General features: G+C 30.5%; 6 protein-coding genes. 3 read left to right on the top strand and 3 right to left on the bottom strand.

Translation table 11 applies throughout. The annotated features are described in order from the left end of the window. From IAI56_RS14150 to IAI56_RS14140, 3 genes are all read right to left on the bottom strand, one after another. Positions 1 to 848, bottom strand: an 848-nt coding sequence (locus IAI56_RS14150) for a PD-(D/E)XK motif protein (protein ID WP_187658490.1), incomplete at its 3' end; no start/stop codon positions are given. Between the two features lie 82 nt (positions 849 to 930). Beyond that, positions 931 to 3,585 (bottom strand): Z1 domain-containing protein, encoded by a 2,655-nt coding sequence (locus IAI56_RS14145; protein ID WP_187658489.1) that lies wholly within the window; start codon positions 3,583 to 3,585, stop codon positions 931 to 933. Further along, positions 3,582 to 4,997, bottom strand: a complete 1,416-nt coding sequence (locus tag IAI56_RS14140) for an ATP-binding protein (protein WP_187658488.1) — start codon at positions 4,995 to 4,997, stop codon at positions 3,582 to 3,584. Before IAI56_RS14140 ends, IAI56_RS14145 begins: the two co-directional genes overlap by 4 nt. Positions 4,998 to 5,583: 586 nt before the next feature. Between IAI56_RS14140 and IAI56_RS14135 the strand changes: the two genes are divergently transcribed. The 3 genes from IAI56_RS14135 to IAI56_RS14125 are packed head-to-tail and all read left to right on the top strand — an operon-like array spanning position 5,584 to position 9,444. After that, the gene (locus IAI56_RS14135; RefSeq protein ID WP_187658487.1) at positions 5,584 to 6,696 is read left to right on the top strand and encodes an HD domain-containing protein; all 1,113 of its coding nucleotides are present in this window, start codon (positions 5,584 to 5,586) and stop codon (positions 6,694 to 6,696) included. Further along, positions 6,680 to 8,479: an ORC-CDC6 family AAA ATPase gene (locus IAI56_RS14130; RefSeq protein ID WP_187658486.1), complete on the top strand. Its 1,800-nt coding sequence runs from the start codon at positions 6,680 to 6,682 to the stop codon at positions 8,477 to 8,479. Before IAI56_RS14135 ends, IAI56_RS14130 begins: the two co-directional genes overlap by 17 nt. Continuing rightward, positions 8,479 to 9,444 carry a hypothetical protein gene (locus IAI56_RS14125; protein ID WP_187658485.1) on the top strand — a complete coding sequence of 322 codons (966 nt, stop codon included), beginning with the start codon at positions 8,479 to 8,481 and terminating at the stop codon, positions 9,442 to 9,444. Before IAI56_RS14130 ends, IAI56_RS14125 begins: the two co-directional genes overlap by 1 nt. The last annotated feature ends 639 nt before the right edge of the window (positions 9,445 to 10,083 follow it).

The following is a 10,083-nucleotide window of genomic DNA, read 5'->3' as shown; positions in this document are numbered from 1 at the left end:
ATATTATTTACTTCTACTTCAAACTTAGTGCATAGTTGAAGGTCTAAAGTGTAATTAACAGCTATTATTTCTGAAGGAGTTTGATGTGGTAATATCCTTGGAAAATCACTTACCACGTTAAATCCTCGCAAACTATCAATTACAAATTTATAAAGCACATCGTAAATCATCCCGGGCATATATCCAAATTCAATCAGTTTTCTTTCAAATACTTGAATAACGTTTACAGATTCGGATGAAATTAATATATCCAATTCATTAATTAGATCTGCAATTGATTCTCCATTGCTAGCTTCTGTTAAACCATAAGCAACCAAAAATAAAGGCTTGTCTTCTGAAAACAACTGATGAGTAGATGAAATTGTTACTTGTGGACCTTTACTTGTCTTATACGATTTTATCTCAATTGATAGGTCTGAAAACGAGAAATCTTGCCTGTCGGCCTCAGGACCGCCCCAAGCTGTGATAGCATCTGATACACCTTTTTCTGGAATAAGAATATTTTTTAAAAACATTAATTCGGCGAATAAGCCCATTTGCATCATCAGTGATAATGAAACTTCGGTATTTTGCATTAAAAATGCTTGCCAGCGTCTAAGTCTATGTTCAACAGCAGTTACCATTTCCTCATTTACGGAGTATGCACCACAAATTGAAATTATATCTTTACAAACCGACCAAAAGAGTTCCCAATCATTTTGTCTGTTTAGAATTAAAAATAGTTCACCTGAATTTTCTAAATTGCGTTTTATCAGCGAGATACCACGCAATCTGATGTCAATTTCGGTAGTCTCAAATTCTTTGGTAGTCTTAATATAAAAGCAATAATTACTATTATGGTCAATCATCCAAAATAGGTTGTGTACTATTTTAGAGTCTACTCGCCGAATTGAATCCGGAAACATATTTAACCACGGGTTTATTGGTTTCTCAGTCATCACTTTCGTTATCTGATTCAACTTCTTTTAATAGATTGTTGTAGTAAACAGTATTTATCTTTAATGTGATTGTCTCTGCATCACTAAGTACGTCGCCCGGGAAACTTGCTCCAAAAGCAGCAAGTGCATTATTTGCTATTGTAGAAATTTCAGGATTAGGCTCAATAATATGTAACATTAGCAATGGACGACTCATTATTCTTCGAGCCTCAATTCTATTCGTTCCAACTACTTTTCTTTCGATTTCTCCCAAAGAGATTGATTCAGCATTTCCGGATGATACCTGTCTGTTTTGTAATTCATAATTATTGTCCGTTTTTGTAATAATTTTACGCTTTTCTTTTCTTAGCGATATTGTTGAGTTAAGCGGAAATATTTCTCCTTGCCCACTGTATAATGCAATATCCCAATTTATGTTTCGCTCTTCAACATATTTTTTGATAAAGCTAATAGGCATTCTAGCGGTCAAGCCTAAAGGATCATTTTGAAATGTGATAAAGGTTTTTAAGAAATTTAAAACCAATCCACGATTTATATCCTTCCATAAAAAGTGATTATTGATCTTCTCGAATTCTGCGGGCAAATTATCAACAAGCCCTTTAATAGCTTCAATATTTGCTGAAATCTCATCGAGTTTTGAACTTAATACGCTAGTTTCTTTTGCTTTTCCATCTAGTCTCATGGAATAATTAAAGTCAGTAACATTTTTTTGTTTATTTCTCGCTGTAATCTGTAAAGCACTATTTGGATTTTGTCTTATTGCTAATCCAAATTTTTCAGGTGTCATGTTGTTATCAGCCATTAGTTGAAAATCTGCCAATAGTTCCTCCGTTGCAGAAATTATTTCGGCAAAATCAACAATTTTTTCATACGGCATATAAATTTTACATAAATCCTCATAACCAGACCTGTACCCAAACCATCTTCCCATCTGCATTAAAGTATCGTAAAAAACAGTATTTCTTAAAAAATAACTGACACTTAATCCTTCAAGTGTATAACCTCTTGCGAGACTTGTTCCTCCAATTACTATTGCATTTGTTGCAATATCTTTTCTATATTCCAATGGGACGGTTGTTTTTTGATGAACTTCCCGAATAACGACAGTGCTTATTACATCAGTCAAGATATCTATTATTTCTTGCCATGAAAATTCATCGTCTTTGAAATACTTATCAAAAGAATCTCCTAAAGAGGCAATATAGTCACTTTGTTTTTTTGCATCATGGAGTTTTCCAAAAGCAGTGACATCTTCTTGCACCTCTTCGATATATTTAGTTATAACTACTGCAATCTTTTGATGAACTGCTGTAAATCGCGTTGCATGTACTAGCATGCTATTATGGCTATTAGCATACCCTCTCAAATTTCTTACCGCTATATTTAATAAAAAAACCTGAATGGCCTCTTTTAAACTCTCCGGAATGGAAGTAACTTCGAGATCCTTATTATGACCCGTAGGTAAATCATCGCCGAAATCAGTCACTTCAATTAAGTGTTTTCCGTCTGTATCTAAGAAAATTTTTCGAGCTCCAAAGTAGTTAGTAGGTGCATCTAACGCATAAATGAAATCTTTTGGAAATAAATCACGCCCAACAGCATCATTTTCTGCTTCATGGTCAATAAAAATATTTGCGTAAGGGGTTGCTGTATACGCTACATATGCACTACGAGAAAATAGACTGAGAAGCCTTCTTATTCCTCCATTGATGGCTGTTGGATCTTCTTCTTCCTTAGTATTAACAGATGCATAATCTGATTCATCATCTATGACGAGCATTGCATGGTCTGCCACTTTATTTTTATACTGTTTTTCTAACCAACTAATCACACTTTTTAAAGTTGAAGTATTCTTTTTAATTACTATCAGAATTGGAACATTAATAGTTTCAAAATTAATACCTTGTGATGCCCTATCAGCATCATGCTTATTAAAATCCCGTAGCACTGTTGTAAGACTGTAAGGGGTTAAATTTTTATTTGAATCTCCTTTCCCAGCACCAACCTGAACACCATTGGTTTGCCCAACGAAAGCTTCATTTAAGCGTTCCTGAGTCTGATTTCTTAAGTTGTTCATGCCTCCGGCAATAACTACAATAAATTTATATCCAGCATCTGCAGCTTTACAAACTAAACCTGAGTAATTACCAGTCTTTCCTGACTGGACATGACCCACTACCATCCCATATCTTGAAAAATTCGTTATGATAGGGTTTTCAATATTATTCATTACAATATCCGTGTCATCGTCGATTGTTTTTACAACACCTGCCGGTAAAAAAGACGAAATATGGCTTTTATATCTTTCCCAATAATACTTTTTATTTTTCTGTTTTTCAACTCCTGTCCACCATGTATTATCCCGTTCTTGTTGTTCGGAGCCTTGAATAAGAATTCCTGCCTCCATTTTAACATCGAAGTGTGTTTCGAGCTCGCGAATTATTCTTTTCCAATCATCCTCCTCCATTTCTGAAAGTGATTCAACTGAAATTACCTTTGCAAACATTTCATAACCAATTTGTGAAATTACCGATTTAGTATTGTTTACTTCTTCAGTAATTTTACTTTCCGGTAAAGTCCCATCAATCTTTTTGAGATTGTTAGAGATATGCTCTTTTATAGCCAAATACCCTGTTGTAGTACTCATGAGTTAAATATTTCTGGTCGATTTTTAAAAATTTCCGTTTTTAACAGTTCCTGTTTATATTCATCACTTAATCCTGATTCTTTAAGCTTAATTAGTAATTTACATATATCATCTTCGCTCAATGCACTTTCTTGCTGTAGAGAATGAGGATCCGTTTGTAATTTGGATTGAATAGCATCGAGTGGTAAGTAAGCCTGCAAGCCCTTTAAGAAGTATTTTAATTTTTCTTTTTGATAGTCATCAAGATTAGAGATTAAATCAATATATAATGGATGATTCTGATTTATGGCAAAGCGAAAACCATCTTTGATTGGGTATGTCTCCCAGAATTGAATGATTGATTTATCTTCAATTTTTTTTCCTCTAGCTGAAAATGGACGAGCTCCTTTATCTATAACCTGGTTGATAATTCGACGTAAATCAGATTTTATTACATCAGCCGGTCTTGCCATGGATTTTTTTATATCTATACCCCAATGAGAATCCATTGAATTTGGAATTTCAATTCTAACCCTAATAAGTTTATGAGCATCGACTGCTTTGTGTAAACCCCACCAAGTACCGTAGATTATAATTCTGTTTTCACGATACAAGTAAAATCCTTGAGATTTTACATATCCTTCTTCAGTAGCATAAAGTTCATATTCTTGTTGTGATATTTTTGAGTGATGTGGTAATATGAATGGCTGAATTGAAACACTTGAACCATAGATATTTATTTTTTCGGATGTAATTTGTTGTGTTGCTGGGTGATTTATATTAAAGGGATTAAATGCCTTAATGGGATTACTGTTTACAAGGATGTTTAATTTTTTACCAGGTATTTGTCCTTCCAAAAACTTGTGAAAAACCAGTGATAAGTGTTTCCTTAGTTTATCAATCATTTCCGCCAAATTTGCTGTAGGTATTTTGTCGATTTCTTCCCAGACGACTAAAGTACCACTTTGCAATTTTTCAAGTGCATCGTAGAGAGGAAGGTTGTGATTTTTTTTGGGTGTAATTAAAAACCACTCATTTTTTTCAGCGATGTAATTCAAGTCCCATTGACGAGATGAAATGTGTTCTTTATTTTTTGTAAAAACAGTAAGTTTTTTGCATTGTGAAAACGATGCTGTTTTAAGACCTAAACCAAACCTCCCCAAATCATTTTTATCCCTTACATCTCGTTGGTTTTTTCCAGCGAGTCTCATTGCTTCAACAAGTTCAGTTTCGCTCATTCCTTTACCATTATCAAGAATTGCAAATGATAAGATTGGTTTTGTAACAGCGTAAATGTGAATTTCTGTACTATTTGCTGTTATGCTGTTATCAATTAAATCAGCTACTGCAACTTCGGTTGAATATCCTATTTCTCTTAATGAGTCAATGAAATTACCAACATTTGGAGATACTATTTGAGTTTCTGTTGTCATTTATGGCCATACACTTTAAATTATGCATTGCTAATATATAAAAATCAGCATATAGTTCCTATATCTATAAAGAAAGTTCAAAAAATATTTATAGTAATTCCTTTTTTGTTAAATAAGTTTTTTGATTCTATTTTTAATTATTTGTATTATTTTTTGTCTTAAAAGTGGTTTATAAAAATTGAATCCTATTTTAGAACCAAACAAGAATGTGTAAAGAGCGATAAACTCACGGCAGTTGAAGCATGTAGAAGTGTCTAAAGAGTTTAATACCAAGTCTCATTATCACTTTTTTTAAAATCTTTTTATTATGGATGTTAATTAAATATCTTATTTTTGAACGATTATAATTATTTTCTTGAAATGAAATCTGAAATTGATAAGGATGCGGCTTCTACATTTAAGCTAAATCACTCAATTACTGATGCAAAAGTTTCAAAAAAACAGCAAAAGATATTGATGGGCTGACTGCCTTGTCAGGGATTTTCATAATCAAATGTAAATTTCAAGTTTGTAGGAAAAACAAGTAGGAAGTTGTACTTTTACTATTGGGAAAAGCAATATTTAAAAATATTATTAAAAACAGTAAATGAATTTAGGTCACGGAACATTAGAAGATTGGTTAAAAAATCCACCAGTTGATAAATTAAAAAAAGGAGGTGATAATTATCCCTTTTTTTCAAAATACGAGGGTTTTAAAGATTACTTAAATAAAAATATACATAACGAAACTACAAAGGCTGCGATTATCGCAGAAATAATTAAGACATCTGATTTTGATAAAATTACCTGGTTAAACGATCACGGGCAAGAACATATTAAAACAGTCATTCAAAGAGCAAGTTTACTGGTTGAATCAAAAGAATGCGATTTAAATCCTAGAGAAGTTTTTATTTTATTGAATGCGATACAAGTTCATGATGTTGGAAATTTTTATGGACGACATAATCATGAAAAAAAAATAATAGATGCAATTAAAGATGGTTTGTCTCCTGCCGTATTTGACAGAAAAGAAGTTAAGCTTATTAAGGATATAGCTCAGGTTCATGGTGGGAGTTACATCGAAAAAGATGGAAAGAAAACTAAGAATACATTTAAATCAATTACATCTCCAACTTCAAATAGTGATTCATATGTTATTAGGCTTCATTTATTAGCTTCAATATTACGATTTGCAGATGAACTTGCAGATGATAAAAATAGAGCAGATGTCAAATCCCTTAGAGAGAAAAAAATGCCGAAAGGTAGTGAGATATATCATGCATATGCTTTATGTCTAGAACCTGCAATTATAAATCATGAAGAAAGAAGGATAGAGCTACATTATTATATTAATAAAGAAGATCTATTTAATAAGTTTGGTAAATATGATATCGATTCTGATTCAATAATTGAACGAAATGTTTTAGAAGAAATATATGACAGAACACTGAAAATCCACTATGAAAGAGTTTATTGTTCTAAATTTTGGAAGAAAAACATAGATATTGAATCTATATGGGTAAAGATTGAATTTTATTCGGATATATATGAAGAAATACATCCAGAAATTACTTATACCTTAACAGATTCTGAATATCCCAGTAAAGACGGTTTGACGATATTTGACTTATGTAAAAAAGAGTTATGTTATCCAGATGGCGAATTGATAACCACCGAAAATGTTATTAAAAAAATAAAGGAATATGAAAAATCCGTTTGAGTATAAAAATCCAGATGCTATTCCACCAACAGACATAATTGATCTTTTTGTTCCTGTATTTGGTGAATATTATAATATTCCTTTAGTTGGTCATACGTTCATAAATGGTGCAAGAGGTTCTGGGAAGAGTATGATGTTTAGGTATATGATGCCTGATTGCCAGAGGTTAGTAGATGATAAAGGAAATAAGTTGGATTTACCAAGAGCTATTACAGATTTGGAGTATTTTTCAATTTTTCTTCCTATAAAGAAGGGACATTTAAATAAAACAGACATAAAACTAAATGGAACTCACGGTGATGCAATACTGAATGAACATTACATGGTCACTCATTTTTCATTAATAATGTTTGATGAATTATCAAAATTGGAAATTGAAGATAACATCTTACATTTGGAAAAGCTCAAAAGTTTTTACAACGAAATATTTGTTGAAGAATTGATATATTCGGGTTTTGATGAGGATAAAATAATTGATGTTAGTGATGTAAAATCTATTAAAGAGATTTTTAAATTTATTATAAAAACTTTGAAATTAATCAATAAGCAATTTCAAATGGATTATATAAGTAAGCTAGTAAATACTCAAGATACTGTCCCTTATAATGGTTGTATTCTTTCATATAGTGATTTTTTAACAGAAATAATTAAGGAGTTTAGGCAACTACCTTTTATGCCTAACCATAAACCCATTTTTTTATTGATTGATGATGCGGATGAATTAAGTATTCTTCAAAGAAAAATTTTGAATTCATGGGTTGCGATAAGAAGTACAGATGTAATTAGTTTAAAAATATCTACTCAATTGAAGTATAAAATCTTTTCTACTATCAATGGGTCAAGGATAGATACTCCACATGATTACTCAGAAATAAATATGAATGATATTTATACAACCAAAAGAGATTTATATTATGAACGAGTAAAGGCAGTAGTCGAAAAAAGATTGATTAGATATAATGACAATGAAGCAATTTTTGCTGAAGATTTTTTTCAAGAGGATATAAAACAAAAAGAAAAATTAGATGAATTATTCAATCAATTAAAAGAACAAGAGATTAAAAAAGGGAAAAATGAAAGTCAAGCATATGATTATGCATATAGATACACAACACCAATTTATATAACTAATCTAGAAGGAAATAGGTCAACATTTAGTTATTCTGGTTTCAAACAACTTGTGAATATTTCTACTGGAATAATGCGTGAGTTTATTGATTTTTCATCTGATATGTTTGAAGAAGCATTATTGAAAAATGATGGCAAGAAATTAGAATTTATAAGTTCTTCAATTCAAAACGACAGGATTAGAAAATATTCTGAGCAAAAAGTTGTTTATGAATTTGATAAATACAAAGATGAAGGAGATAACAAGATGGATATGGATAAGCTGAGAAACTTGATTCATAGTATGGGAGAATTATTTAAATTAATTCTAATATCAAACCAATCTGAACGAAGAGTTTTTTCAATTGCTTTAAATGATGAGCCGTCTGATGAATTAAAAAGAATACTAGATTTAGGAGTTAGTACTGGTTACCTTCAAAAATCGATGATTGGAAACAAGGAAGGAACAGGAAGAGCAAGGTTGTACATTTTAAATAGGGCATTATCGCCTTTTTTTGGATTAGACCCGTCTAGTTTTGCAGGATATAAGTTTATGAATAGCTCGGTTTTAGAGGTTGCATTAACCAATAAAAAACTATTCTTAAGTTCTTTTAAAAAGAAATTACTAGTAACAGGAAAAGATAATATTCAAGAAACATTAAATTTTGATGAGTAATGGAAAAAATTAAGATTTCAGATTTAAAAAATAAAGTTTCTAGTTTAGAAATTGATTATTTTCTTGTTTCATCAAGTTTTGAAGAAAGATGTCTTTTTATTTCTAAAGAATTAAAAGATTTAGATTTTAAAAAAATAATTTTTTATAATTCTAATGAGTTAGAAAGTATTATTGATAATTCAAATGTTCTTGTGCAGTTATTTAAAGGTAATTCTCAAAGGGTTGAATTAAATACTGATGATCCAGTTCTTAATTATATTCATATTTACAATATAATAAATCAAATAGTAAAGGATATAAATTCTAAACCAAATATACTAATAGATACTACTACTTTTACACATGAAACTTTACTTGTATTAATTAGATTGTTAAATTTTCATAAACTTGATTTAGGTAAAATATATATATCTTATATGGGTGCAAAAGAGTATTCTGTAAAAGAAAAACTGGATGAAGATAAATGGTTGTCAAAAGGAATTAAAGATATTAGGACTGTAATAGGCTATCCTGGATTTTCTGATCCTACACGAGAAAATCACTTATTAATTTTATTTGGATTCGAATCCGATAGAACAAAGAGACTAATTGATGAATTTGAATTTGATAATATAACTCTTGGTTTTGCAAGTATAGAAAATTCAATTCAGCCCAATCATCAATGTATAAATTCTGAACGACATAAAAAGTTAGTATCTGAGTATAGTGCGGATACTTTTGAATTTTCATTAATTGATGTTGATGAAGTTAAAAATAGTATACTTAAATATCTAACAGCTGAAAAATATAGGGAAATGAATACTGTTATTGCTCCTATGAATAATAAGATATCTACTATTGGTGCTGGCTTAGCAGCTATTCAAAACGAAAACATTCAAATTACTTATGCAAGAGCAAATATATATAACTTCGCAGGATATTCTATACCTAATGACGATGTGTATATATGTGAATTAAAGATATAGATAGGTAAATTTATAGCTTTTTTTTCTATCCTTCCAACTACCATTCTTAAAATAGTCTTTTTTATATTTAATAATTTTAATATGGATAAATACACCAAGAAAAAAAACAGGTATTGCTATAAGAACTTGCCACCACTCCATGATTTTCATTTTTTTTTGAAAACTATAGAGTATTTCTTTATTTTACTATGCAATTCGGGAAATTAACTATGCCGTTTTGAGTAGAGTAAAATCAACCCAGTGTTTTAAAGTAAATACAGAACAATTGGATGATAAGAATTATAGTTCCAATTGCCATTATCCATTTGTATGATTTGTCGCGATCCCAGTTTTTCATAATACAAATCTTTAGCTAAAAATTCAATACCATCAGTCGAGACAATTTAAAATTAAATCTGATCAATTTCATTACATAATCTAGAAACATGATCTAATCCATACAAAAGAGCACTTTCATTAATATTCATCCATTGGAATAATTGAAGAATAAGATTGTAATGCTGCATTGTACTAACAGTGCTTATTACAGCAGCATTAGACTGAAAACAAATTGGCTCATGGTGAGCAATTCTGTTTCTTAAATCATTAATTAGTTTTAGTTGATTAAAAATATATGTATGATTACCCGTAGTGCATTAT

It is taken from the genome of Flavobacterium macrobrachii (genome assembly GCF_014486675.1).
Taxonomy (GTDB): domain Bacteria; phylum Bacteroidota; class Bacteroidia; order Flavobacteriales; family Flavobacteriaceae; genus Flavobacterium; species Flavobacterium macrobrachii.
The sequence above is the reverse complement of the archived record's forward strand: the minus strand, read 5'-3'. Positions and strand labels throughout refer to the sequence as shown.

Coding starts and splice junctions, on each gene's coding strand:
- IAI56_RS14135 (WP_187658487.1), top strand. CDS start 5,584: ATGAATTTAGGTCACGGAACATTAGAAGATTGGTTAAAAAATCCACCA.
- IAI56_RS14140 (WP_187658488.1), bottom strand. CDS start 4,997: ATGACAACAGAAACTCAAATAGTATCTCCAAATGTTGGTAATTTCATT.
- IAI56_RS14145 (WP_187658489.1), bottom strand. CDS start 3,585: ATGAGTACTACAACAGGGTATTTGGCTATAAAAGAGCATATCTCTAAC.
- IAI56_RS14130 (WP_187658486.1), top strand. CDS start 6,680: ATGAAAAATCCGTTTGAGTATAAAAATCCAGATGCTATTCCACCAACA.
- IAI56_RS14125 (WP_187658485.1), top strand. CDS start 8,479: ATGGAAAAAATTAAGATTTCAGATTTAAAAAATAAAGTTTCTAGTTTA.